The sequence below is a fragment of the Mycobacterium sp. UM_CSW genome, assembly GCF_000455205.1.
In the GTDB taxonomy this organism is placed as follows: domain Bacteria; phylum Actinomycetota; class Actinomycetes; order Mycobacteriales; family Mycobacteriaceae; genus Mycobacterium.
In genome coordinates, this window is the sequence record NZ_AUWQ01000042.1 from 1 (window position 1) to 23876 (window position 23876).

18 protein-coding genes are annotated in these 23876 nt (G+C 69.5%); 10 read left to right on the plus strand and 8 right to left on the minus strand.

The genetic code is table 11. The features are described from left to right. The 3 genes from N415_RS16625 to N415_RS16635 form a co-directional block, all read left to right on the plus strand. The coding region (locus N415_RS16625; RefSeq protein WP_068184049.1) for a L,D-transpeptidase at positions 1 to 865 on the plus strand (865 nt) is incomplete at its 5' end. Positions 866 to 971: 106 nt separating this feature from the next. After that, on the plus strand, positions 972 to 1559 hold the full coding sequence (locus N415_RS16630) for a TetR/AcrR family transcriptional regulator (protein WP_068184051.1): 588 nt from the start codon (positions 972 to 974) through the stop codon (positions 1557 to 1559). Then, positions 1556 to 3805, plus strand: coding sequence for a molybdopterin-dependent oxidoreductase (locus tag N415_RS16635; protein WP_068184054.1), 2250 nt, complete (start codon positions 1556 to 1558; stop codon positions 3803 to 3805). The genes N415_RS16630 and N415_RS16635 overlap by 4 nt, the downstream gene beginning before the upstream one ends. 48 nt (positions 3806 to 3853) lie before the next feature. Here the strand turns inward: N415_RS16635 and N415_RS16640 are convergent, their stop codons facing one another. Beyond that, a complete protein-coding gene (locus N415_RS16640; protein WP_068184056.1) occupies positions 3854 to 5839 on the minus strand; it encodes a M13 family metallopeptidase in 1986 nt (661 codons plus the stop codon). A 42-nt stretch (positions 5840 to 5881) separates the two neighbouring features. Here N415_RS16640 and N415_RS16645 point away from each other — a divergent pair, with 42 nt between their 5' ends. Together N415_RS16645 and N415_RS16650 are read left to right on the plus strand one after the other, a co-directional pair. Further along, a complete protein-coding gene (locus tag N415_RS16645) occupies positions 5882 to 6529 on the plus strand; it encodes a hypothetical protein (protein ID WP_068184059.1) in 648 nt (215 codons plus the stop codon). Continuing rightward, positions 6526 to 7215: a hypothetical protein gene (locus tag N415_RS16650; RefSeq protein WP_068184063.1), complete on the plus strand. Its 690-nt coding sequence runs from the start codon at positions 6526 to 6528 to the stop codon at positions 7213 to 7215. The genes N415_RS16645 and N415_RS16650 overlap by 4 nt, the downstream gene beginning before the upstream one ends. Positions 7216 to 7219: 4 nt before the next feature. Here the strand turns inward: N415_RS16650 and N415_RS16655 are convergent, their stop codons facing one another. Together N415_RS16655 and N415_RS16660 are read right to left on the minus strand one after the other, a co-directional pair. Continuing rightward, a complete protein-coding gene (locus N415_RS16655; RefSeq protein WP_239645602.1) occupies positions 7220 to 7681 on the minus strand; it encodes an XRE family transcriptional regulator in 462 nt (153 codons plus the stop codon). 59 nt (positions 7682 to 7740) lie between these two features. Further along, the gene (locus tag N415_RS16660) at positions 7741 to 10758 is read right to left on the minus strand and encodes an MMPL family transporter (protein WP_068184068.1); all 3018 of its coding nucleotides are present in this window, start codon (positions 10756 to 10758) and stop codon (positions 7741 to 7743) included. A gap of 321 nt (positions 10759 to 11079) precedes the next feature. Here N415_RS16660 and N415_RS16665 point away from each other — a divergent pair, with 321 nt between their 5' ends. Beyond that, a complete protein-coding gene (locus N415_RS16665) occupies positions 11080 to 11601 on the plus strand; it encodes a hemophore (RefSeq protein ID WP_068184071.1) in 522 nt (173 codons plus the stop codon). 32 nt (positions 11602 to 11633) lie between these two features. Here N415_RS16665 and N415_RS16670 read toward each other — a convergent pair whose 3' ends face one another. Next, entirely contained in the window at positions 11634 to 12806 is a 1173-nt protein-coding gene (locus N415_RS16670; protein WP_068184074.1) for a TIGR00374 family protein, read from the minus strand. Positions 12807 to 12954: 148 nt separating this feature from the next. Here N415_RS16670 and N415_RS16675 point away from each other — a divergent pair, with 148 nt between their 5' ends. Then, complete coding sequence (locus N415_RS16675) at positions 12955 to 14112, plus strand: AI-2E family transporter (RefSeq protein WP_068184078.1); 1158 nt, start codon at positions 12955 to 12957, stop codon at positions 14110 to 14112. Between the two features lie 7 nt (positions 14113 to 14119). Here N415_RS16675 and N415_RS16680 read toward each other — a convergent pair whose 3' ends face one another. From N415_RS16680 to trmB, 3 genes are read right to left on the minus strand one after another with little or no spacing between them, the layout of a single operon-like run. Continuing rightward, on the minus strand, positions 14120 to 16942 hold the full coding sequence (locus N415_RS16680) for an MMPL family transporter (protein WP_068184081.1): 2823 nt from the start codon (positions 16940 to 16942) through the stop codon (positions 14120 to 14122). 49 nt (positions 16943 to 16991) lie between these two features. Beyond that, positions 16992 to 17702, minus strand: coding sequence for an NYN domain-containing protein (locus N415_RS16685; protein WP_068184171.1), 711 nt, complete (start codon positions 17700 to 17702; stop codon positions 16992 to 16994). Positions 17703 to 17719: 17 nt separating this feature from the next. Continuing rightward, a complete protein-coding gene (trmB, locus tag N415_RS16690; RefSeq protein ID WP_081665314.1) occupies positions 17720 to 18538 on the minus strand; it encodes a tRNA (guanosine(46)-N7)-methyltransferase TrmB in 819 nt (272 codons plus the stop codon). Positions 18539 to 18698: 160 nt separating this feature from the next. Here trmB and N415_RS16695 point away from each other — a divergent pair, with 160 nt between their 5' ends. From N415_RS16695 to N415_RS16705, 3 genes are all read left to right on the plus strand, one after another. Beyond that, positions 18699 to 19784, plus strand: coding sequence for a hypothetical protein (locus N415_RS16695; protein WP_068184174.1), 1086 nt, complete (start codon positions 18699 to 18701; stop codon positions 19782 to 19784). Beyond that, positions 19781 to 21292 carry a hypothetical protein gene (locus tag N415_RS16700; RefSeq protein ID WP_068184176.1) on the plus strand — a complete coding sequence of 504 codons (1512 nt, stop codon included), beginning with the start codon at positions 19781 to 19783 and terminating at the stop codon, positions 21290 to 21292. The genes N415_RS16695 and N415_RS16700 overlap by 4 nt, the downstream gene beginning before the upstream one ends. 183 nt (positions 21293 to 21475) lie before the next feature. Beyond that, a complete protein-coding gene (locus N415_RS16705; RefSeq protein ID WP_068184088.1) occupies positions 21476 to 23302 on the plus strand; it encodes a phosphoenolpyruvate carboxykinase (GTP) in 1827 nt (608 codons plus the stop codon). A 76-nt stretch (positions 23303 to 23378) separates the two neighbouring features. Here the strand turns inward: N415_RS16705 and soxR are convergent, their stop codons facing one another. Beyond that, entirely contained in the window at positions 23379 to 23855 is a 477-nt protein-coding gene (gene soxR, locus N415_RS16710; RefSeq protein WP_068184093.1) for a redox-sensitive transcriptional activator SoxR, read from the minus strand. Positions 23856 to 23876: the final 21 nt, after the last annotated feature.

Below are 23876 nucleotides of genomic sequence, written 5' to 3' on the forward strand. Positions count from 1 at the left end.
GCCAGCGGACCCACCCGCCGCGCCCGCGCCCCCGCCCGTTGCGGCGCCGCCGCCCGCCGACCCGCTCGCGCCGCCGCCGTTCACCTTCCCGGGCGCCCAGCCGGCGGCCTCGGGCCCGGCCGCCGGGCAGAACCCGACGCCGTTCACCGGCACCGCACCGTTCGGGCCGCCCTCGATCGTCCCGAAGAACGGCTCGACTGTGGGCGTGGCCCAGCCGATCATCATCAACTTCCCCGGGCGGGTCGACGACGCGGGCGCGGCCATCGACGCGGTGCACGTGATGTCGACCCCGCCGGTGCCGGGCAAGTTCTACTGGATGACCCCGACGCAGCTGCGCTGGCGCCCGCTGAGCTTCTGGCCCGCCCACACCGACGTGACCGTCGACGCCGGCGGCACCGTGTCCAGCTTCCACACCGGGGACACCCTGGTGGCCACGGCGGACGACTCCACGCACCAGCTGACCGTCACCCGCAACGGCACCGTGGAGAAGACCATCCCGATGTCGATGGGCATGACGTCCGGCAACCACCAGACCCCCAACGGCACCTACTACGTGCAAGAGAAGATGCCCTCGGTGGTGATGGACTCCTCCACCTACGGGGTCCCGGTCAACTCGACCTACGGCTACAAGGTGACCGTCGAGCTGGCCGTGCGCTTCGACAACGTCGGCGACTTCGTGCACAGCGCGCCGTGGTCGGTGGACGACCAGGGCAAGCGCGACGTCAGCCACGGCTGCATCAACATCAGCCCGAGCAACGCCCGGTGGTTCTTCGACAACTTCGGGCCCGGCGATCCGATCATCGTGAAGAACTCCACCGGCGGCGACTACCAGAAGCACGACGGCTCCAGCGACTGGATCAACTAGTCCCCATCACCAGACGCAAAATCGCCCTTTCCGGCTCGGAGTAGGGCGATTTTGTGTCTGCTCGGCATCTTTTGCGCGCCGCCGGATTATGTATAGCATCATACATATGCGCAGCCCCCGCGAGCGGATGGTGGTTTCGGCCGCGCTGCTGATCAGGGAGCGCGGTGCGCACGCCACGGCCATCTCCGACGTCCTCGAGCACAGCGGCGCCCCCCGCGGGTCGGCCTATCACTACTTCCCGGGCGGGCGCACCCAGCTGCTCTGCGAGGCCGTCGACTACGCCGGCGAGCACGTGGCCGCCTTCATCACCGAGGCCGCCGGGGGCGCCGAGTTGCTGGACGCGCTGATCGACAAGTACCGCCGCCAGCTGCTCGACAGCGACTTCCGCGCGGGCTGCCCCGTCGTCGCGGTGTCCGTCGAGGCCGGCGAGCAGTCCGACCGCGAGCGCATGACGCCGGTCGTCGAGCGCGCGGCCGCGGTGTTCGACCGCTGGTCCGACCTGATCGCCGCGCGCTTCGTCGCCGATGGGATTCCCGCGGACCGGGCCGGCGAACTGGCCGTGCTGGCGACCAGCGCGCTCGAGGGCGCGATCGTGCTGGCCCGGGTGCGGCGCGACCTGACGCCCCTTGATGTCGTGCACCGCCAGCTACACCGACTGCTCGCGGCCGAGCTCTCCGAGAGGAATTCGCAATGACCACCACCGACTGGCAGCCCACCGCGTGCATCCTCTGCGAGTGCAACTGCGGCATCGTCGTCCAGGTCGAAGATCGCCGCCTGGCCCGCATCCGCGGCGACAAGGCGAACCCCGCCTCGCAGGGATACACCTGCAACAAGGCGCTGCGGCTGGACCACTACCAGAACAACCGCGCCCGCCTGACCTCGCCGATGCGGCGCCGCGCCGACGGCACCTTCGAGGAGATCGACTGGGACACCGCCATCGTCGAGATCGCCGAGGGCTTCAAGCACATCCGCGACGCCTACGGCGGCGACAAGATCTTCTACTACGGCGGCGGCGGGCAGGGCAACCACCTGGGCGGCGCCTACAGCGGCGCGTTCCTGAAGGCGCTCGGGGCCCGCTACCGGTCAAATGCGTTGGCGCAGGAGAAGACCGGCGAGGCCTGGGTCGACGGGCAGCTCTACGGCGGTCACACCCGGGGCGAGTTCGAGCACGCCGAGGTGTCGGTGTTCGTCGGCAAGAACCCGTGGATGTCGCAGAGCTTTCCCCGCGCCCGGGTGGTGCTCAACGAGATCGCCAAGGACCCGGCCCGGTCGATGATCGTGATCGACCCCGTCGTCACCGACACGGCCAAGATGGCCGACTTCCACCTGCGGGTGCGGCCCGGGACCGACGCCTGGTGCCTGGCCGCGCTCGCCGCCGTCCTCGTCCAGGAAAACCTTTGCAACGAAGCGTTTCTCGCCGAGCACGTACGCGGCGCCGACGTCGTACGGGCCGCACTGCGTGAGGTCCCGGTCGGCGACTACGCGCAGCGCTGCGGGGTCGACGAGGAGCTGTTGCGCGCGGCGGCGCGGCGCATCGGCGCCGCCGAGAGCGTGGCGGTGTTCGAGGACCTCGGGATCCAGCAGGCGCCCAACAGCACCCTGTGCTCCTACCTGAACAAGCTGCTGTGGATCCTCACCGGAAACTTCGCCAAAAAGGGTGGGCAGCACCTGCATTCGTCGTTCGCGCCGCTGTTCAGCCAGGTCTCCGGTCGCACGCCCGTCACCGGTGCGCCCATCATCTCCGGGCTGATTCCGAGCAACGTGGTGCCCGAGGAGATCCTGACCGATCACCCGGACCGCTTCCGCGCCATGATCGTCGAAAGCGCCAATCCCGCGCACTCGCTGGCCAATTCGGCGGCCTGCCGGGAGGCGTTCCAGGCGCTGGAGCTGATGGTCGTCGTGGATGTCGCCATGACCGAGACCGCCCGGCTCGCCCACTACGTGCTGCCCGCGGCGTCCCAGTTCGAGAAGCCCGAGGCGACCTTCTTCAACTTCGAATTCCCCGGCAACGCTTTCCAATTGCGCCGGCCGCTGCTCGAGCCGCTGCCCGGGACGCTGCCCGAGCCGGAGATCTGGGCCCGCCTGGTGCGCGCGCTGGGCGTGCTCGACGAGGCCGACCTGCGCCCGCTGCGCGAGGCCGCGCGCCGGGGCCGCCAGGAGTATGCCGAGGCGTTCCTCGGTGCGGTTGCGACCAATCCCACTGTGGCGAAGCTGGTTCCGTACGTGCTCTACGAGACCCTGGGGCCGACGCTGCCCGACGGATTGGCCGGCGCGGCCGCAGCGTGGGGCCTGGCCCAGAAGACCGCCATGGCCTACCCCGAGGCGGTGCGGCGGGCCGGCCACGCCGACGGCAATGCGCTGTTCGACGCGATTCTCGACAACCCGTCCGGGGTCACGTTCACCCTGCACACCTACGAGGACGACTTAGCGCTGATCAGCCACGCCGACCACAAGATCGCGCTGGAGATCCCCGAAATGCTGGACGACCTAAGTGCTTTGGCGGCGGCACCGCCCCAGCTGACCACGCCGGATTTCCCGATCGTGCTGTCGGTCGGCGAGCGGCGCGCCTACACCGCCAACGACATCTTCCGCGACCCGTCCTGGCGCAAACGCGACGCCGACGGGGCGCTGCGCGTCAGCGTCGAGGACGCCCAGGTGCTGGGGCTCGTCGACGGGGGACGGGCGCGCGTCAGCACCGCGGCCGGCAGCGCCGAGGCGACCGTCGAGGTCACCGAGACCATGCTGGCCGGACACGCCGCGCTGCCCAACGGTTTCGGGCTGGACTACGTCGGCGAGGACGGGCGCACCGTCGTCCCCGGGGTCGCGCCCAACTCGCTCACCTCCACGGAATGGCGCGACCCCTACGCGGGCACGCCGTGGCACAAGCACGTGCCGGCGCGCATCGAAGCATGCCGAGCAGACGCAGAATCGCGCGTTTAGCGGCCAGATTGTGCGATTCTCCGTCTGCTCGCGGGTCAGAGCGGTGGCTTAGTTCCAGATCCTGACCCGGTTCGCCGGAGCCAGGTACAGCCCGTCGCCCTCGGCCACGCCGAAGGCGTCGTAAAAGGCGTCCATGTTGCGGACCACGCCGTTGCAGCGGAACTCCGGCGGGGAGTGCGGGTCGACCGCCAGCCGCCGGATCGCTTCCGCCTCTCGCGATTTGGTGCGCCACACCTGCGCCCAGCCGTAGAACACGCGCTGCACGCCGGTCAGGCCCTCGATGAGGGGTGCGGGCCGGCCGTTCAGCGACAGCTGGTAGGCCAGCAGCGCGATGGACAACCCGCCCAGGTCGCCGATGTTCTCCCCGACGGTGAAGGCGCCGTTCACGTGGTGGCCGTCGCCGAGGCCCCGCGGCACGTACGCGTCGTACTGCTCGATGAGCGCCTTGGTGCGGGCGCCGAACTCGGTGCGGTCGTCGTCGGTCCACCAGTCGACCAGGTTGCCGTCGCCGTCGTACTTGGCGCCCTGGTCGTCGAAGCCGTGCCCGATCTCGTGGCCGATCACCGCGCCGATCCCACCATAGTTGGCGGCGTCGTCGGCGTCGGCGTCGAAGAACGGCGGCTGCAAAATGGCTGCGGGGAAGACGATTTCGTTCATCCCCGGGTTGTAATAGGCGTTGACGGTCTGCGGCGTCATGAACCACTCGTCGCGGTCCACCGGGCCGCCGAGCTTGGCCAGCTCGCGGTCGTGGTTGACCGCATACCCGCGCCGGTAGTTGCCGTACAGGTCGGTGCGGTCGATGACCAGCTTCGAGTAGTCGCGCCACTTCTCCGGGTAGCCCACCTTGGCGGTGAACTTCTCCAGCTTGGCCAGCGCGCGCTCGCGGGTCTGCGGCGTCATCCAGTCCAGCTCGCCGATGGACTGCCGGTACGCCGCCTTCAGGTTGTCCACCAGCGCGTCCATCCGGGCCTTGGCGCCCGGCGGGAAATGCCGCTGCACGTAAAGCTTTCCGACGGCGTCGCCCATCAGGCTTTCCACCAGGGCCACCGCCCGCTTCCAGCGATCCCGGATCTGCTCGGTGCCGGTCAGCAGGCGACCGTAGAAGTCGAAGTCCGCGGCGACGACGTCGTCGGTGAGCCAGGCGGCGCGGGCGCGGATCAACCGCCAACGCGCCCAGCGCTTCCAGTCCTCGAAGTCTTCGCTTTCCCACAGCGACGCGAACGCGGCCAGGTAATCAGGTTGGCGCACAACAACTTCCGCGAGCGAGTCGGGAGAGCCGCCCAGCGCCGTCGCCCAGCCGTCCCAGTCGAAGCCGGAAGCGTCGATCCGCAGCTCGGCGAACGTGCGCAAGTTGTAGGTGAGGTCGGCGTCGCGGCGCTTGACGACGTCCCAGTGGGCGGCAGCGAGCTTGGCCTCCAGCGCCACGATGCGGGCCGCGGTGTCCGCGTGGCTCTCGGGGTCGCCACCGTAGACGAGGCCGAACATCCGCGCGATGTGTCCCGGGTAGGCGGCCAGCACCTCGGCGTGCCGCTCCTCGCGGAAATAGGACTCGTCGGGCAGGCCGATGCCGGACTGCGCGAAGTGCGCCAGGTAGCGGGCCGAGTTCTTGGCGTCGGTGTCCACGTACATCGCCACACCCCCGCCGACGCCGGTGCGCTGCAGGGCGCCGACGGCGGCGGCCAGGGCCGCGGTGTCGGCGCAGTCGTCGATGACGGCCAACTCGTCGAGCAACGGCTGGACGCCCCGGCGCTCGACGGTGTCCTCGTCGAGGAAGCTGGCGTAGAGGTCGCCGATGCGTTGCTGATCCGTCCCCTCGGCGGCGCCCTGCTCGCTGGCCTCCACGATCAGATCGCGCACCTGCTCTTCGGCCCGGTCGTACAGCGCGCGGAAGGCGCCGTCGGTCGCCCGGTCTGGGGGAATGTCGTAGTCGGCCAGCCAGCGGCCGTTGACGTGGCCGAAAAGGTCGTCTTGGGGGCGTGTGTTCGCGTCGACAAAGCTCAGGTCGACGCCCGATCGGATGGCCTCTACTGTCACCCCGCCATCCTTCCATCTTCTTTTGGATGCGACGATCGGCCCATGTCAGACCTGGAATCCGAAGCCGACGTGGAATCGGAGGATGTCGAAACCGAAGACGACGTCGAATCCGAAGACGAATCCGAGCCCGCGGACGGGCGAATTTTCTCGATCTACGGCATCGCGTCGACCGTTCTCGGCGTGCTGGCGGTCGCCGCCGTCGTGCTCGGCTACGTCATCTGGTCCGCGCACCGCGACGAGATCGCCGAACGCGTCTACCTGAGCCGCGTCATGGCGACCGCCGCCGAGTGGACGGGCGTGCTGATCAACATGAACAGCGGCAACATCGACGCCAGCCTGCAGAAGCTGCACGACGGCACGGTCGGAGAACTCAACACCGACTTCGACGCAGCCGTGGACCCGTACCGGCAGGTGGTGCAGAAGCTGCAGTCGCAGAGCGCGGGCCGCATCGAGTCGGTGGCCATCGAGACGATGCACCGCGACCTGGACACCCAGCCGGGCACCTCTCGGCCGGTAGTGACGACCAAGCTGCCGCCGTTCGCCAGCAGGATGGACTCGGTGATGCTGGTCGCGACGTCGGTGAGCGAGAACGTCGGCGCCAAACCGCAGGTGGTGCACTGGAACCTGCGGCTCGAGGTCTGCGACGTCGACGGCAAGCTGATGATCTCGGGGCTGGGTTCCATCCGATGAGGAACATCTGGCGCTTGTTGGCCTTCGACATCGCGGCCCCGCTGGCCGCGATCGCCGCGCTGTGGATGATCGGGGTCGCCCTCGGCTGGCCGCTGTGGTGGGTGTCGGCGTGCTCGGTCCTGGTGCTGCTGATCGTCGAGGGAGTGGGCGTCAACTTCTGGCTGCTACGCCGCGATTCGGTCAGCGTCGGCACCGACGACGACGCCCCGGGACTGCGGCTGGCCGTCGTGTTCCTGTGCGCGGCCGCCCTGTGCGCGGCGGTGGCGACCGGGTACACGCACTGGACGCGCACGGACCGCGACTTCAAGAACGACACCCGCGAGGTGGTCCAGGTGGCCTCGGGCATGGCCGAGGCGATGGCGTCGTTCACCCCGAGCGCCCCGACCAGCTCCATCGACCGGGCCGCGGCGATGATGGTGCCCGACCAGGCGGGCGCGTTCCGGGAGCAGTACCGAAAGTCCAGCGCGGACCTGGCCCAGCACAACGTGACGGCGCAGGCCGCGACGCTGTCGGCGGGGGTCGAGGCGCTGGGTCCGACGGCCGCCAGCGTCGCGGTGATCCTGCGGGTTACCCAGAACACCCCGGGGCAGCCGCCCAGTCAGGCCGCGCCCGCGCTGCGGGTGGCGCTGGCGAAGCGCGGCGACGCCTGGCTGGTGTCCAACGTGACGCCGATCAACGCCCGCTGACTCCTCAGTTGGATTCGGCCGACCGCGCGGACTTCACCTTCACGAATCGATCCGAGAGCCGGCGCATCCGGATCATCAGCGCGGAGGTGGGGCTGACGCTGCCGTCTAGGTAGGCGCCCAGGTCCTGCGCCGACACCCCGATGCGCGACGCGAATTCCTGTTCGCCCAGGCCCGAGCGGTCGATCAGCAGCCGGATGTGTCGGGCCACCTCCGCCCGCTCGTTGGCCTCCAGATGGGTGCGGGCGCGCTCCAGCACCTCCCACAGCGCTTTGGCGATGCCGTAGGGCCGCGTCCCCTCGAGCACCTCTTCGACTTGGCGGGCGGTCCGGCCGTACGGGTCGCGCTTCAGCGCCGCGGCGATGCGCTTCCAGGTGTCGATGTCGCCGCCCTGCAGCGCCGAACGGATCGCCGACGTGGGCCAGAACTCGACGGGCTGCTCGGTGTCGGCAAGAGGGCCACCGTCCATGCGCTGCTCGCCGGCGGGCCGCTCGGGCGGCGGTGCCGGGCGCCGTTCGGATGCCAACGTCACCTCGCCTCCTCCAGCATCGCCACGGCCACCGACAGGCAGCGCTGCCTGACGTCGTCCCAGTCCGCTCTCGCGTCGGAATCCGACCATTCGTCGCTGAAATCGGAGGGATGGGGGTCCGCGAGCCGGCGGACCAACTGGGTGGCCATCCATTCCCGCCTGGGTGTTTGACAACAGTAATACCTGTCCATGCCGGCCAGCACCACCGCGGCGGTCTCCGGTTCCACGTTGTCGACCATGTCTGCAAATTCGGCGTAATCGCGGCTGCTGTTACGGCACATGATCAAGTAGCCCTTGAGGCGCAGCGCCTCGGCGCCGGTCGGCACGAGCAACCGATCGCCCGTGGGCAGTTGCACGTTGGTGGTCTCCACCGGGCTGCGCCGCTCGTACTGGGGACAATCGACCCCGGAGGCGTCGGTCTCCAGCGCGTCGATCGCGACGGACAGCCGGCCCCGCCACAGCGTCACCGGATGAACCGGCCGGTCCCCGGCGATCGCGCGGGCGATCCCGTTGCGCGACGGCAGGCCGCCGACCCGCTTCTTGGCGGGCGGGTGGCCGTTGCTGCCGTTCCTGGCGGGGCTTGCCCCGGCCCCCGCGCCGCCGTCGTCGATGTCGACTTGGTGGGGGATCTGGCCGGGGCCGAGGCCGCGGGTGTCGGCCGGGACCGAGGGCGCGGTCTTGCCGTTGCGCCCGCATCCGGTGAAGGCGAGCGGGTCGGCCACGCAGATGGCGTCGGGCGCCAGGTGCTTGAGCTTGGCGGCCGACTTGAGCACCATCCGCAGGTCGGCGCTGGGCGCGGCCAGCGCCGAGATGTCGTCGGGGATGACCACCACGTCGCCGAGGTCCACCTGCGGCAGCGGCCGGTCGAAGTCGACCGACGGCAGCACGCGGCGCAGCCACCGGGGCATCCACCAGTTCCACTGGGCGAACATCGCCATCAGCGCCGGCACGAGGACCAGCCGCACCACCGTGGCGTCGACCGCGATCGCGACGGCGCACGCGACACCGATCTCGGCGACCAGCGGCATGCCGGCGAACGCGAACCCGATGAACACCGCGATCATGATCAGGGCGGCGCTGGTGATCGTGCGCGCGCTGGTGCTCACGCCGTAGGCGACGGCGTCGCGGGTGTTGCCGGAGTGCAGGAAGCGTTCCCGGATCCGGGTGAGCAGGAAGATTTCGTAGTCCATGGAGAGCCCGAAGGTCATCGCCAGCACCAGCGGGGGCACCGTGCTGTCGATCGAGCTGATCTGGGTGAAACCGAGGTCGCTCAACCAGCCCCACTGGAAGACCACGACCAGGCTGCCGTAGGCGGCGGCGACCGACAGCAACGTCATCAGCACGCCCTTGAGCGCCAGGAAGATCGAGTGGATCGAGATCAACAGCATCACGAACGCGATCAGCGCGACGAAGAGCAGCACCAGTGGCTCGGTCTGCGACACCCGGTCATCGAAGTCCTTGATCAGCGCGGTCGGGCCGCCCACGTCCACGCGCGCCGTTCCCGCGTCGGGGATCTTGGACAGCTGCGCGCGCATCCAGCCGACGGTCTCGCGGGCCTTCATGTCCTCGGGGTCGACCGACAACACCGCCGACAGCAGGGCGCTGCCGTTGTCCTCGGCGAACTGTGGCGGCGACACGGAAACGATGTTGGGTGCCTCCGTCATTCGCTGCCGGATCGCGTTGACCGTCTGGCTGTGCTCCGGCGACGCCGCGCCGCCGTCGGGAAACGTCACCAGCACCCGGATCGGCCCGAGCGCGCCGGGCCCGAGCGCCTGCGCGGCCGCGCCGACACCGGCGCGGATCTCATGGGACGAGTCGAACTGGCGCAGCAGGCTGTTGCCCAGGACCATCGACGCGGTCGGCACCGCCATGACCAGGAGCACCACCGAGGCCGCCACCGCCGACGCCCACGGCCGCCGCATCACCGCTGAAATCCACCGGATCCAGAACCGGGACTGCCCGCCCTCCGGCTGGCGCGACCAGTGCAGCAGGCGCGACCTCTTGGCGGCCGCCCGGCCGAACGTCGCCAGCGCCGCCGGCGTCAAGGTGGCCGACGTCAGCATCGCCACCGCCACGGCCAGGATCGCGCCGGTGGCCATCGACTTCAGCGCCGGGGTGTTGATGATGTAGATCCCGGTCAGCGAGGCGATCACGGTCATGCCGGACAACACCACCGCCAGCCCCGACGTGGCCATCGCGGCGTCCACGGCCTCGTTCTGCTGGCGCCCGGAGCGCAGTTCCTCGCGGAAGCGCATCAGGATGAACAGCGAATAATCCACCGCCAGCGCGATCCCGAACATCGACACCGTCGACGTCACGAACACCGACATGGTCGTGTACGCCGACAGGAAATAGACCAGGCCCATCGTGACGACGACCGTGCAGATGCCGAGGGCGAGCGGGATCGTCGCGGCGGCCAGGGAACCGAACACCGCCAGCAGGACGACCAGAATGATCGGCAGGTTCCACTTTTCGGCGGCCGCGATGTCGTGCTTGGTGTTCGCCGCGGCGGCCGTCGACAGGGCACCCTGGCCGATCACGTAGAGCCGCACCCGGCCGTTCGCCGCCTGGCCGGACTGGTCACCCTTGATGCCGACCTTTTGGCGCAGCTGCTTGGCGAGGTCGCTGGTGCCGGCGTTGCGGGCGTCCATCCGCAGCGAGATCACGTACGGCCGGTCGGGCTGCGGCGGCCGCTGGGTGGGGTTGGGGACCTCGGTGACGCCGGGGAACTCGCCGGCGATCTGCCGCAGCTGCGCGACGGCGTCGTTGATGTCGGCGTAGCTGGCGTCGGGGCGGGGGGCCGCCACCAGCGCCAGCGACGACGCCCCCTGGTCGTGGTAGAGGTCCTCGAGCTGATCGTGGACCGCCAGCGACTGGGAGCCGGCCACTTCGAAACCGCCGCCGGTGAGGTTGCCCGACTGTGTCAACGCCAAATAGACCGCCGGCACCAATGCCAGCAACCAGCCTGTGAAGACCAACCAGCGGTACTTACGCAGGCTGCGGCTGAGGCGCATCATGAACTGCTGGATTTCTTCACTCCCCGGGTTCTCACGCAATGCGTGCAGGCGAGAATACCGCAGCAGCCTGTGGATTATGTCGGCTTATCAGCATCCTGAGCTGCAACGACACGGATGTTGCCGAGACGCTGCCCAGTTGTTGTGAACCGGTGACCCAGCGGTGTGGGTCACACGAAGTAGCAGGGGCGGTGTCCGGATGGCAGGATGTCGGGTGGCCGCGCGGGGGAGCGGGGAACCCCGTCACGAAGAGCCGTTCATGCCAACCGTTTTGCGATGTGCCCCCAGACGCCGCGCGCGTTCGCAAACTCTTAGGAGCGACCCATGACGACAGGCACCGCGACCAGGCGCCGCAGAATCTTCGCCGGGCTGCTGGCCACCGCGGTGCCCGCCGCGGCCGTCGCCGTCCTCGCCGGGCCGCCGGCGACCGGCGCCAACGACCCGTGCGCCGCCAGCGAGATCGCCCGCACGATCGGCTCGGTCTCCAAGTCGATGGGCGACTACCTGGACTCGCATCCCGAGACCAACCAGACGATGACCTCGATGCTGCAACAGCAGGCCGGCCCGCAGTCGCTGACCGGGCTCAAGTCCTACTTCGAGGCCAACCCCAAGGTGGCCGGCGACATGACGTCGATCGCGTCGCCGCTGACCAGCCTGTCGACGCAGTGCAAGTTGCCGATCAGCATCCCGCAGGCAATGGGCATGCTGCAGCAGGCGCAGGGCGCGGCCGGCGGCCTGCCGGGCGGGGTGCCCGCGCTGCCGGGCGGCGGCGCCCCGGGCGCCTCCCCGGTCGGTAGCGCCCCGGCCCCGCTGCTGCCCGGCGTGACGATCGGCGGCGCGCACTAGGCCAAGGCCGGCCGAACGGCCGAAAGCGTTGCCTAGCGGCCGATTTCGTGGCTGGGCTCCGGCGGCGGCAGCGGACCCTGCAGGGCGGTCTCGGTCGGGTCGGTGGACGCGCCGGGGTCGCGCACGACGGCCAGCGGGCCGGTGATGGGGTCGTCGTCGTCGGAATCGCCGACGTTCTCGGTGCGGAACATGAAGAAGAACACCACCCAGCCGATGGCGGCGATGAGCAGCCAGCTGATCAGCCGGTAGAGCAGCATGGCCGAGATCGCGCTCGGCAACGACATCCCGCTGGAGACCAGCCCGGGCACCAGCACCGCCTCGACCACCAGCAGGCCGCCCGGCATCAGCGGGATCGTGCCGACCGCGCGGGCGGCGGCATACGCGACCGTCAGCCCGGCGACCGACGCGTGGTCACCGGCGGCGTAAGCCGCGAACCCGAGGCAGGCGACGTCGGCGATCCAGTTGAACATCGACCAGCTGAACGCCACGCCCAGGTCCCGACGGCCCAGGCTCACCGACTCGAGCTGCATGAGGGTCTCGCGCCACTTGTCCAGGCCGGCGTCGGCCGGCCTGCCGCGAAGCGAATTGACCCACGACAGCACCCGGCTGCCGATGCCCTCGATCAGGTCCGGGCGCGACGCGACCGCCTGGGCCAACAGCAGCAACGCGACGAACCCGCCGAGCGTGAACAGCAGCGAGAACGGGTTGTTCTTTGCCCCCAGGAAGAACGCGCCGCCCAGGCCGAGCAGCGCCAGCCCCACCGCCTGCAGCACGCCCGACATCACCAGCTGCCACGAGGCCACCACCGTCGAGGCGCCCCAGAGCCGCTGCTGCCGGAACAGAAACGTCGCCGACAGCACCGGCCCGCCGGGCAGCGTCGTGCTCAACGAGTTGGCGGCGTAGAACGCGGCCTCCGATCGCAGCTGCTTGACGTGCACGCCGGCCGACTTCAGCAGGGTGCGCTGGATCTGGGCGAAGCTGTGCATGGACGCGGCCGCCGCCACCACCGACGCGATGAGCCACCACCAGTTGGCCTCGTACAGGCTCATCCAGGCTTTCGCCAACTGGTGCCAGCCCAGTGCGATCTCCACAGCAAGCACGATCGCGACGATGCCGAGGATCACCCAGCGCACCCACCAGTACCTGCCGCGCGGGGTCGCTTCGCGCGTCAGGTCCAGCTTGCGGGCGGGTGCGTGGTGCGACACGTGCTTTAGGGTAACCGCGCAGGTGGCGCGGCCAGCGAGGCGAAGCTCCGACTGTGTCGCGGTCGTAACCGGATCGTGCCGGGTCCGGTGGCGGCGGGGACGCCGTCACGACCGGTCGGCGCGCACCGCCGCCAGATAGGCTGGGCTGATGCCGGCAAACCCCGAACGAGCCGCGGAGGCCTTCGAGGCCGCGTCGGTCGAACCCCTCGTCCGAAAGGCCGCCGCCTGGGCGTGGCGTTTGCTGGCCATCCTGGCCGCGGTGCTCGCACTGCTCTGGGTGATGCAGAAGCTCGAAGTCATCGTGGTTCCGGTGTTGCTGGCGCTGATGGTCAGCGCTTTGCTGGTTCCGGCCGTCGACTGGATCGACAAGCGGGGCCTGCCGCGCGGCGCGGCGGTGGCGCTGGTCATGCTGGGCGGGTTCGCGATTTTCGGCGGCATCCTGACGTTCGTCATCATCCAATTCGTCTACGGTCTGCCCGACCTGACCGAGCAGATCAGCCGCAGCATCGACTCCTCCCGCCGGTGGCTGATGGAGGGCCCGTTGCATCTGCGCGGCGAACAGATCTCCAACGCGGGCAACGCCGCGATCCAGGCGCTGCACAACAATCAGTCCAAGCTGACCAGCGGCGCGCTGTCCACCGCGGCGACGATCACCGAGCTGGTGACGGCCGCGGTATTGGCCCTGTTCACGCTGATTTTCTTCCTCTACGGCGGGCGCAACATCTGGCAGTACGTCACCAAGATCTTCCCGCCGAACGCCCGGGACCGGGTGCGCGAGGCGGGCAACGCCGGATACGGGTCGCTGATCGGCTACGTGCGGGCCACCTTCCTGGTCGCCCTGACCGACGCCGCGGGCGTCGGCACCGGGTTGGCGATCATGGGCATCCCGCTGGCGCTGCCGCTGGCCTCGGTCGTGTTTCTCGGCGCCTTCATTCCCCTGATCGGTGCCCTGGTCTCCGGGCTGCTGGCGGTGGTGGTCGCGCTGCTGGCCAAAGGCATCGTCTACGCGCTGATCACGCTGGGTTTGCTCATCGCGGTGAACCAGCTCGAGGCGCATTTGCTGCAGCCGCTGGTGATGGGCCGCGCGGTGTCGATCCATCCGCTCGCTGTGGTGCTGGCGATCTCCACCGGCGGCGTGCTCGCCGGGATCGTCGGGGCGTTGCTCGCCGTTCCGACGGTCGCGTTCCTCAACAACGCGATTCAGGTGCTGCTGGCCAAGGATCCCTCCGCCGAGTCCGAAAAGCAGACCGAAGAGGCCGAGGAGGCCGGGGTTGTCGTCCAGGCGGAACCGGACCAGCCCGACTGAGCGGGCTTTAGAGCCGGCCCTCGCGACGCAGCAGATCCTGGGCGCTGACGCCCCCGCCGGCGCCCCTGCGACGCCGGTCGCCGTTGTCGCCTTGCCCGCGGGCGTCGAGCTTCTCGGTGGTGGGCTCGGCGTCCGGCATGTCATCGGGGGCCGTCGCGTCACCGGAATGGTTGCCGGGGACCGGAATGGCCCGCGTCTGACCGCTGGACGGCGTCGGCGGCGCGGGTGGGCGCGGTGACGCCGACGGCCAGGGGGTTGAGTTGGCGGGTGCCGAGAGGCGCGCGGTCTTGGGCTCTGATGGCTGGGCCTGAAGGCGGGTGGTGCTCGCGGCGGACGGCGTGCTCGGCGCACCGGACGCCAATTCCCGGGCGGGCCTGGGCTCCAGCTGGTCGGGGTGCGCCGCCCGCGACGGCTCCAGCGAGCCGGGGTGGGTGGGGTCGTGCGGCGCGCGCGGCGCTCCCGCGGCCAGGGCGGCCGCCGCGACCGGGGGCCGGGTGGGCCGGCCGTTGAGGGTGGGGCGCTTGCGCTCGTCAGGCAGGTCGATCTCGCCCAGCCCCATCTTGTTCTGCAGGCGCCGCGCCCAGCGCGGGGCCCACCAGCAGTCGTCGCCGAGCAGCTTCATCACCGACGGCACCAGGAACATTCGGACCACGGTGGCATCCAGCAACAGCGCGGCCATCAGCCCGAACGCGAGGTACTTCATCAGCACCAGATCGGAGAACACGAACGACGCGGCGACCACGGCGAGGACCAGCGCGGCGGCCGTGATCAGGCGTCCCGTGGTAGCGGTGCCGATCCGGATCGCCTCGGCGGTGGACATGCCGCGTTCGCGGGCCTCGACCATTCGGGACACCAGGAACACCTCGTAGTCGGTGGCCAGGCCGAAACCGACCGCGACCACCAGCGCGATCAGCACCACCATCAGCGGCGTCGGAGTGAAGTTCAGCCACGTCGAGAAGTGTCCGTCGACGAAGATCCAGGTGAGGATGCCCAGCGTGGACCCGAGCGTCAGCGCGCTCATCACCACCGCCTTGATCGGCAACACCACCGACCCGAACGCGAGGAACATCAGCAAGGTGGTGGCGCTGAGCAACAGCACCAACATCAGCGGGGCCTTGTCGAACAGGCTGTGGATGCTGTCTTGCTCGAGCGCGGGCGTGCCGCCGACCAGGAGGGTGAGGCCCTTCGGCGGGTTTATGGACCGCAGTTCGTCGATCTTCTTGGCGGCGTCATTGCGGTTGGACAAACCGTTCTGAATGACGCGCACCGAGTCGTTCTTGGGCTGCGTCGTGCCGTTGGGGCCGTTGACGCAGGGGTTGCCCGCGATGGCCGGGCACGGCCGCTCCTCCCACGATTTGTCGGTGAACCCGGTGATCGGAGCGATCCTGTTGCGGATGTCGGCCACCTGCTGGTCGGTGACCTTGCTGCCGTTGTTGCTCTTGATCACCACGGTCAGTTGCTCGGTGCGGTAGCCCGGGAACAGCTTGTCGAAGTGCTCCTGCGCTTGGCGCACGGGGTTGTTGGGCGGCAGGTACTTCTCGCTCATGCCGCCGAACGACAGGTTGCCGAGCGGGATGACGAGCAGGATCATGCCGACGGCGATGGGAACCGCGAACGCCAGCGGCCGCTTCATCACGAAGTTGACCAGCTTGCCCCAGAAGCCGGCCTCGACCTCTTCGCGGGTCTTGGTCTTCTGCAGCCGGTCGGCGAGCCAGTTGAGGTAGGCGCGCGACACCTTCCAGTTCCGCAGGAAGGGAACCCGGAACGCGGTCCGCACGCCCAGCGCGTCGACGTGGCGCCCGAGGATGCCCAGGCAGGCCGGCAGCAACGTGATCGACAGCAGCGCCGCCAGCCCGACCGCGGCGAAGATCGCATAGACCAGCGAATGCACGAAGCCCTGCGGCAACACGAGCAGGCTGGCGCTCGAGGCGATGATGAGCACCGCCGAGAAGGTGACGGTGCGCCCGGCCGTCATGACGGTGCGTCGCACGGCGGCCTCGGTGTCGTAGCCCTCGGCGATCTCCTCCCGGAACCGGCTCACCACGAAAAGCCCGTAGTCGATGGCGATACCGAGGCCGATCAGCGAGACCACCGGCTGGGCGAAATAGTGCACCGGCCCGAACATGGCGACGAACCGCAGGATGCCCGTTGCGCCCGCGATGCTCAGGCCGCCCACGATGACTGGCAGGCCGGCGGCGATCGCGCCGCCGAACACCAGGAACAGCACCACCGTCACCAGCGGCAGGGCGAGAACCTCCATCCGTCGCTGGTCGGTCGCGATGGTGCCGGTCAGGGCGTTGGCGATCGGCTCCAGGCCCGCGAGCTGGACGGCGCCGCCGTCGAGCTTCTGCAGGTCCGGCGCGATGGCTTTGTAGTTGTTGAGGATGGAGTCGTCGTCGTCGCCCTTGAGCGGGATGGACACGAAGGTGTGCTTCTTGTCCTCGGTCGCCATCCCCTTGATCAGCGGGGGCGCGTCGGCGGGATTGGCGACCGCCAGCCAGCCCGCCCAGCCGACGACCTGGTTGGGGTGGTCGTTCTTGAACTTGTTCAGCTCGTCGACGATCTTCTGGTGCCACGCCGGATCCTCGACGGTCTTGCCGTCGGGGGCGGTGAAGGTGGCGACGATGTGACTGGTGCGGTCGCGGCCATAGGTCTGGTCACCAAGGACGGAGGCCTTGACGGACTGGCTGCCGTCGTCGTAAAAGCCGCTCTGCGTAACGTGTTTGCCCAGGCTCATTCCGAAAATGCCGCCGCCGAGGCAAAGAGCCACCATGACCCCGATGACGATGTACCGATACCGGTACACAGTTCGTCCCCACCAGGCGAACACGTAAGCTCCTTACTGGATCAGTAGTGACCCGCGGATTGAGTTCCCAGTCTCACACACGCGTGGTCAAAAGGGCGGACAGCGGCCGGAACGGCTGCAGCCATGCTCCATGGTCAGGCAGCGAATCCAGACCGATCCGCGGCAACGGCTCCCGGAACACACCGGCGATGTCTTCCAGGTCGACGAAGTCCAAGGTATCCGACGCTAGCGCCCAACTCGCGTGTTCGCGAAATCCGATCACTTGGACGGGAACCCCGGTGCGCGCGATTTCTTCCAGCGGCTGACGGAAGGCCTGGCCGTCGGCCGAGGCCACCACCAGCGCCGCAAGCCCCTCCGAATGCCGCCGCGCGATGTGCGCCAGCATGTCGTGGTCGACGTCACTGTCCTCGTCGATCTTCGGCTTGGCGAAGACCGCGAACCCGACGTTGCGCAACGCGTCGACCCAGGGGCGGACGACGTCAGCGCTGCCGGGGGCGATGTTGGTGAACACCGTGGCCTCGGGTTCGATGACGACGCCGGGCCGGCCAGAGCTGACCTCCGCGGTTCGCGCCAACAGCCAGCGACCCAGGGCGTCGAATCGGGGGCGCTCCAGGGCCGTCGGGCGCCGCCCCAATATGGAGCCCAGGCCCATGTCGAGGTTGGGCGCGTCCCAGACCAGCAGCACCCGCCCGGCCGGCGGTTGGAAGCTGTTCAGCCCCTCGGCCGACAGAACCGCCGGTGCTTCCAGCGCTTCCGATGCCGTCGCCTCTTCTGTCAGGCTCATTTCCATCGCCTGCCTACTCATCGCCTACGCCAGATGAATTCGTTCACCGCGCTGCCCGCTTCTTGGGCTTTGGACTCGTACTTGGTGGTGGGGCGCACGACCGAGATCGGCAGCCGGCTTCCCTCCTCGGCGCGACGAAGCCGGGGTTCGCCATCGCCGGCCTCGGCGATCTGCTCGGCGTAGCCGGGATGGTCCGTCGCGGCGTGCAGAACACCACCAGGGAGTAACCGGTCGGCGATCAGGCCAATCGTGCTCGGTTGCAGGAACCGGCGTTTGTGGTGCCGGGCCTTGGGCCAGGGATCGGGAAAGAAGACGCGGACGCCGGTCAGCGAACCGGGGGCGATCAGGCGGTCCAGCACGTCGATCGCGTTCCCCCGGATCAACCGGATGTTGCCGACCTGCTCGCGGTCGATCGCGGACAGCAGCTGCGCCAGGCCCCGGCGGTAGATCTCCACCGCGATCACGTCGACGCCGGGCTCGTCCTGGGCCATCGCGAGGGTGGATATGCCGCTGCCGCAGCCGATTTCGAGCACCACCGGCGCCTCGCGGCCGAACCAGGCGCGGGTGTCCAGTGGCTCGGGCGGCTGGGGAACCCCGGCGAGCGCGGACCCGACCGAGATGCCGAGTTTCGGCCACAGCCGCTCCCAGGTGCGGCGTTGGGCCTCCGAAAGCGCGGAACGGCGCGACCGGAAACTGGTGGCGGGGAGGCGGCGATGTTCGGGAACAGGCGGTTCTCCAGTCACATCTTTACTTTCCGGGCCAGCCTCCACTGCCGCCGGCGCGTCGGGACACGTCCCGACCCCGGGTTGCGCATGCATTTGTCCATGGTGGCCCATGAACCCCCGATGTAGCCGCCCGTGGTCCAGATTGATACCCAACAGTTGCCTTCTGCTGCTAGCGGTGGCTCGCATCTCGCTGACGCAGATGCCACCATTCGGTGAGACCCGGCTGGCCGTTCGGCGAACGGACGCCCATCGGATCGAACGGCTAGGACAGATGACGGGACACGGGCACAGACTTTTCGTCGACGAGCTGGCGCGCTTTGCCGCCGGCCGTGCCGACCCGCGCGTGACCGCGATCACGGAACGGGCCGGCGCCCCGCTGCGCGTGGCCGTACGCGGTCGACGCGGCGTGGGTTGCCGCACCGTGGCGCGCGCCCTGGATCTCGCGGGAGCCGGGTGCGGGATCGCTGCGACCGCGGGGACGTCGGCGGGGGCCGACGTCGTGGTCTACGTCACGGCCGAAGTGATCAAGCCCGAGGACGCCGAGGCGGTCGCCGCCGCCGGGCGCCCCGTGCTGGCCGTGCTGAACAAGGCCGACCTCGCCGGCTCGCTTTCCGGGCGGGGCGGCGACGGGCCGATCGCGGCGGCGCGCCAACGCTGCGCCCGTCTCGCCGCGCTGCTCGGGCACCCGATCGAACCGATGATCGGGCTGTTCGCCGTCGCCGCGCTCGACGGCCTGGACGACGAGTTGTGGGCGGCGCTGCGGGTCCTCGCCGTCGATCCCGCCGGCCCGGGCTGCCTTGACGGCTCGTTCGCCGGGTTCCTGGCCGCAGAAAATGCGGTGCCGACCGCCGTCCGGCTGCGCCTGCTCGACACCCTGGACCTGTTCGGCACGGCCCTGGGCATCGCCGCGGCCCGCCGGGGCAGGACGCCGGCACAGGCGCGGGCCCTGCTGCGCCGGCTGAGCGGCATCGACGCCGTCCTGGACAAGGTCGCGGTGATCGGCGCGCAGGTGCGCTACCAGCGGGTGCTGCGGGCCGTCGCGGAATTGGAGGCCCTGGCCGTCGCCGCCGGCCGCGACGGCGAGGCGATCAGCAACTTTTTGGCCAGCGACGACACGGTGGTCGCCCGGATGGCGGCCGCGGTTGACCTGGCCGAGGCTGCCGGGCACGACGCCGGCTCCGACGTTCCCGACGATCCCGCGGCGCAGCTACCCCGGGCGGTGCGCTGGCAGCGCTACAGCCTTGGCAGGCTGGGACCGGTGAGTGATCTGCAGCGCGCCTGCGGCGCGGACATCGCCCGGGGATCGCTGCGGCTGTGGTCGCGGGCCTGCGGGCCGTTGCCCCGGGAGCCACGGTGAGCGGCGACGACGCGGCCGCCGAGGTGGACGCGCTGGTGGCGGCGATCGGACCCCGGCTGGATTCGCCCGGGATCAACCGCCGCGACGTGGTGTTGGTGACCGGGCCGTGGCTGGCCGGCGTCACCGCCGTAGTTTCGGCGCTGCGCGAACGGCTGCCGCAGCACAAGTTCGTCGAGTCGGCGGACCTGGGACCCGGCGATGCGCCGATCGCGCTGGTGTTCGTCGTCTCCGCGGCGGCGCAGTTGACCGGATCGGACTGCGCGCTGCTGGATGCCGCCGCCGAGCACACCGACGTGGTCGTCGGCGTGGTGTCCAAGACCGACGTGCACCGCAACTGGCGCGACGTCCTCGCCGCCAACCGCGACACCCTGGTCGCGCACGCGCCGAGGTACGGCCGGGTGCCGTGGGTCGGCGCGGCCGCCCTGCCTGACCTGGGCGACCCGAGCGTCGACGACCTGGTGCGGACCGTCGACGAGCAACTCGCCGATCCCGACATTCCCCGGCGAAACAGGTTGCGGGCCTGGGAATCCCGGCTGCAGGCGGTCGCCGAACGCATCGACCGAGACGCCGACGGCGCCGGGCGGCGGGCGCGGGTCGACGCGTTGCGCGAGGAGCGCAGCGGGGCCCTGCGGCAGCGCAGGCAGGCGAAAACCGAGCGCACCATCACGCTGCGCGGCCAGATTCAGCAGGCTCGCGTCCAGTTGTCCTACTTCGCGCGCAACCGCTGTTCGTCGGTGCGCACGGAGCTGCAAGAGGACGCCGCCGGTCTGTCGAGGCGGAAGATGGCCGGCTTCGCTGAATACGCGCGCGGCCGCGTCGACGAGGTGGTGGCCGAGGTGAGCGAGGGAACCAGCACCCACCTCGACGAGGTCGCGCAGGTGTTGGGGGTGCCGGTGGCCCTGCCCGGTGTCGAGAAGCTGCCGACGGTCGAGGTCCCGCCCGCGCCCCTGAAGTCCCGGCGGCACGAAACCTGGCTGATGATGCTGCTGGGCGCCGGCTTCGGGCTGGGGGTGGCGCTGACACTCAGCCGGCTGGTCGGCGGGCTGGCCTCCCGGCTCAGCCCCGCGCTGGCCGCCGCGGGCGCGGTGGCATGCGTCGCCATCGGGGTGGCGGTCACGTTCGTGGTCGTCCACATCCGCGGCCTGCTGCGCGACCGGGCGCTGCTGGACCGCTGGGCGGGCGACGTCACGTCGTCGCTGCAGTCGACGGTGGAGGAGCTGGTGGCGACCCGGGTGCTGGTCGCCGAGTCGCTGCTGAGCACCGCGCTGGTGTCCCGCGACGAGGCGGAGAACGCGCAGGTGGCCGACCAGGTCAGCGCCATCGACAGCGAACTACGTGAGCACGCGATCGCGGCGGCACGGGCGGCCGCGGTGCGCGACCGGGAGATGCCGACCATCCAGGCTGCCCTGGACGCGGTGCGTGCAGAACTCGGACAACCGGGTATACCCCAACCCGAGAGCGACACCGATGAAACGGCTTCAAGGAGCGGCAATGGCGACGACGGGTGACGTTTGGCCCTGTTTCTGAATCGTTGTTGTGAGAAGGCTTATACCCGCCCGAGACCTCCTCGACAAGTGGCTCACGATAACCTGTAGTTAACGCCACCATGTAAATGGTTGTGTGGGCGAGGGCATAGCAAGGCAACTCAAATACGAGCCGAGTAAGCAGGCAGAAGAATCCAGGAGACTTCGATGACTTCAGCGACCATCCCCGGTTTGGACACCGCGCCCACCAAGCACCAGGGGCTGCTGTCCTGGGTGGAGGAGGTCGCCGAGCTCACCCAGCCCGACCGGGTGGTCTTCGCTGACGGTTCCGACGAGGAGTGGCAGCGGCTCACCGACCAGCTCGTCGAGGCCGGCACCTTCAAGCGACTGAACCCCAAGGAGTACCCCAACTCCTTCCTGGCGCTGTCCGACCCGTCCGACGTGGCGCGCGTCGAGTCCCGGACCTTCATCTGCTCCGAGCGGCAGATCGACGCCGGCCCGACCAACAACTGGATGGACCCTGCGGAGATGCGGTCCACCCTCAAAGACCTGTACCGCGGCTGCATGCGCGGCCGCACCATGTATGTGGTGCCGTTCTGCATGGGCCCGCTCGGTGCCGACGACCCCAAGCTGGGCGTGGAGATCACCGACTCCGAATACGTCGTCGTCTCGATGAAGGTGATGACCCGGATGGGCAAGGCCGCCCTGGAGAAGATGGGCGACGACGGCTTCTTCGTCAAGGCGCTGCACTCGGTCGGGGCTCCGCTGGAGCCCGGTCAAAAGGACGTGCCGTGGCCGTGCAACGAGACCAAGTACATCACCCACTTCCCCGAGACCCGCGAGATCATGAGCTACGGCTCCGGCTACGGCGGCAACGCCCTGCTGGGCAAGAAGTGCTACTCGCTGCGCATTGCCTCGGCGATGGCCCACGACGAGGGCTGGCTCGCCGAGCACATGCTGATCCTCAAGCTGATCTCCCCGGAGAACAAGGCCTACTACTTCGCCGCGGCGTTCCCGTCGGCGTGCGGCAAGACCAACCTCGCCATGCTGCAGCCGACGATCCCGGGCTGGCGCGCCGAGACGCTCGGCGACGACATCGCCTGGATGCGGTTCGGCAAGGACGGCCGGCTGTACGCCGTCAACCCCGAGTTCGGCTTCTTCGGCGTCGCGCCGGGCACCAACTGGAAGTCCAACCCCAACGCGATGCGCACCATCGCGGCGGGCAACACCGTGTTCACCAACGTCGCGCTGACTGACGACGACGAGGTGTGGTGGGAAGGCCTGGAGGGCGACCCGCAGCACCTGATCGACTGGAAGGGCAACGACTGGTATTTCCGCGAGACGGAAACCACTGCGGCCCACCCGAATTCGCGTTATTGCACGCCGATGTCGCAGTGCCCGATCCTGGCGCCGGAGTGGGACGACCCCCAGGGCGTGCCGATCTCGGGCATCCTGTTCGGCGCGCGCCGCAAGACCACGGTGCCGCTGGTGACCGAGGCCCGCGACTGGCAGCACGGCGTTTTCATGGGCGCGACCATGGGCAGCGAGCAGACCGCCGCCGCCGAGGGCAAGGTCGGCACCGTTCGCCGCGACCCGATGGCCATGCTGCCGTTCCTGGGCTACCACGTCGGCGACTACTTCCAGCACTGGCTGGACCTCGGCAAGAACTCCGACGAGTCCAAGCTGCCGAAGGTGTTCTTCGTCAACTGGTTCCGCCGCGGTGAGAAGGGCGAGTTCCTGTGGCCGGGCTTCGGCGAGAACAGCCGCGTGCTGAAGTGGATCGTCGACCGTATCGAGCACCGGGCCGGCGGCCAGGACACCCCGATCGGCATCGTGCCGACCACCGAGGACCTGGACCTCGAGGGGCTCGACGCGGACAGCGAAGAGGTCGCGCAGGCGCTGGCCGTCAACGCCGACGAGTGGCGCCAGGAACTGCCGCTGATCGAGGAGTGGTTCGAGTTCGTCGGCGACAAGCTGCCGACCGGCGTCAAGGACGAGTTCGAGGCGCTCAAGCAGCGGCTCGCCGAGGCCTAAACTTCCGCGAGCTGGGGGCACCTCCCGCTTGCGGGGGAACGTAAAAGCCCCCATTCCGCGCCGGAATTGGGGGCTTTTACGTCTGCTGGGCACCCGTGACCTGCCGGCGCAGCGATTTCGGCAGGTATACCGCGCCCGCTCCGGCGCCGGCCGCAAGGTCGCCCGGGTTGGAGATGGCGCAGCGCTGCAATGACAGGCAGCCGCAGCCGATGCAGGAGTCGAGGTTGTCGCGCAGCGCGATCAGCCCGGCGATCTGGTCGTCGAGACGGGCGCGCCAGGTCTTGGACAGCCGGGTCCAGTCGGCGCGGGTGGGGGTGCGGCCGTCGGGGAGGGTGGCCAGCGCGTCGGCGACCTCTTCCAGGCTCAGCCCGACGTTGCGGGCGGCCTTGATGAAGGCCAGGCGGCGCAGCATCTGCCGTTCGAAGCGGCGCTGATTGCCCGACGTCCGGGTGGCCGTGATGAGGCCCTGGCTTTCGTAGAAGCGGATCGCCGAGGCGGCGAAGCCGCTGCGGCGGGCGATCTCGCTGACGGTGAACAGATCACGCTTGTCCATTGCGGCCTTTCCGGATTGAGG

Bases quoted from the DNA above. Each gene is read 5' to 3' on its own strand.
- N415_RS16630 (WP_068184051.1), top strand. From the start codon at position 972: ATGCGCAGCCCCCGCGAGCGGATGGTGGTTTCGGCCGCGCTGCTGATC.
- N415_RS16635 (WP_068184054.1), top strand. From the start codon at position 1,556: ATGACCACCACCGACTGGCAGCCCACCGCGTGCATCCTCTGCGAGTGC.
- N415_RS16645 (WP_068184059.1), top strand. From the start codon at position 5,882: ATGTCAGACCTGGAATCCGAAGCCGACGTGGAATCGGAGGATGTCGAA.
- N415_RS16650 (WP_068184063.1), top strand. From the start codon at position 6,526: ATGAGGAACATCTGGCGCTTGTTGGCCTTCGACATCGCGGCCCCGCTG.
- N415_RS16655 (WP_239645602.1), bottom strand. From the start codon at position 7,681: ATGGACGGTGGCCCTCTTGCCGACACCGAGCAGCCCGTCGAGTTCTGG.
- N415_RS16660 (WP_068184068.1), bottom strand. From the start codon at position 10,758: ATGATGCGCCTCAGCCGCAGCCTGCGTAAGTACCGCTGGTTGGTCTTC.
- N415_RS16665 (WP_068184071.1), top strand. From the start codon at position 11,080: ATGACGACAGGCACCGCGACCAGGCGCCGCAGAATCTTCGCCGGGCTG.
- N415_RS16675 (WP_068184078.1), top strand. From the start codon at position 12,955: ATGCCGGCAAACCCCGAACGAGCCGCGGAGGCCTTCGAGGCCGCGTCG.
- N415_RS16685 (WP_068184171.1), bottom strand. From the start codon at position 17,702: ATGAGCCTGACAGAAGAGGCGACGGCATCGGAAGCGCTGGAAGCACCG.
- trmB (WP_081665314.1), bottom strand. From the start codon at position 18,538: ATGGGCCACCATGGACAAATGCATGCGCAACCCGGGGTCGGGACGTGT.
- N415_RS16695 (WP_068184174.1), top strand. From the start codon at position 18,699: ATGACGGGACACGGGCACAGACTTTTCGTCGACGAGCTGGCGCGCTTT.
- N415_RS16705 (WP_068184088.1), top strand. From the start codon at position 21,476: ATGACTTCAGCGACCATCCCCGGTTTGGACACCGCGCCCACCAAGCAC.
- soxR (WP_068184093.1), bottom strand. From the start codon at position 23,855: ATGGACAAGCGTGATCTGTTCACCGTCAGCGAGATCGCCCGCCGCAGC.